This window comes from Streptomyces hyderabadensis (assembly GCF_020404845.1).
GTDB classification, from domain to species: Bacteria; Actinomycetota; Actinomycetes; order Streptomycetales; family Streptomycetaceae; genus Streptomyces; species Streptomyces hyderabadensis.
Map to the genome: position 1 here is coordinate 1 of NZ_JAIOJZ010000133.1, position 1,114 is coordinate 1,114.

Annotated in this window: 2 protein-coding genes; both read right to left on the reverse strand. The window is 66.6% G+C overall.

Annotated elements, in window-relative coordinates:
- Positions 1–417 (reverse strand): COG1470 family protein (locus K7854_RS37200; protein WP_443732441.1); only part of this gene is annotated, 417 nt, incomplete at its 3' end.
- 98 nt (positions 418–515) lie between these two features.
- Positions 516–1,114: RICIN domain-containing protein (locus tag K7854_RS37205; protein ID WP_226030977.1), on the reverse strand; the 599-nt coding region annotated here is incomplete at its 5' end.

The following is a 1,114-nucleotide window of genomic DNA, read 5'->3' on the forward strand; positions in this document are numbered from 1 at the left end:
GGTGTTGCCCAGGTTGTCCACGGCAAGGCGGGGCCGGCCCCGGAACCGGCCCTTCACCGTCGGCGGCACCAACTCCGCCCGCACCTCGGTGAACGACGTGATCGTCAGATTCCCCTCCGGAACCGTCACCGCATCCGGATGCTCCGTCGGAACAATCCGCACCGCATACGGATTCGGCCCCGCCACCGCGTCCGGGGTGCGGGGTGGGGCGAACGTCAGCTCCACCGTCCCCGTCGTCCCCGGATACAACCGCAACGTCTGCGGCTCCACCGTCGTCCAGGGAGCCACATCCCCCACCGGTTCAAACCGGTACTCGTCGACGACATCACCGGTATTGCGCACCCTCAGGCGCACACGGGTACTACTGCCGGGGTCCACAGTCGCGGACGCGGGCTCCAGGGAAGTCCACAGGCTCACACGCCGACGCTACGGGTCAATTCCTCAGCGGTCAGCGGCACTCGGGGCACTACTCGCTGCCCCGAGGTACCTGATCGTACGACTTTTCGGACCCGGCTTCAGTCCTTGGACGGGTGGATGATCTGCCACTCCTGGTCGTCGGTGTTGGTGCAGGTGGCGATGTTCAGCGGAGTCTCGGTGCCGCCGTTCTGGCCCTTCACGTTCAGGCACTTGTGGGCACTGGCGAAGTTGCGGATCCAGTAGTCGCCGCTCGCCTGCTTGTCGATCCACCACAGCTGGTTGTCCGCCTTGGTGCCGTCGCAGTGGAATTCGGCGACCCCTGTTCCCTCCGGGCGAGCGCCGTATTCACCCAGGTCCATGCAGAGCTGGTCGGTGACGTTCCGGATCTGGAAGAGCTTGACCCCGTTGGGGCCACCGTGCTCGTACTTGACCTCGAGGTTCCAGTACTCGTTGTCGCCCTCTTCGTGACAGTTGGCCTGCTGGACGACTCCGTTGATCTTGCCCTTGTCCCGCCCGGGGATGTCGGCGCACATGTGGGTGGTGGCGTTGCGCAGCATGACGTTCATGGCGGGGACCACGTCCGGCTTCGTCGCGGGCTTCTTGGACTGACCGCCCCCACCCCCGCCACCGTCTCCGCCGCCACCACCGGCGCCGTCGTTCTCGGGCTGCTCGGAGGCCGGCTGCTCGGGCTCGACCT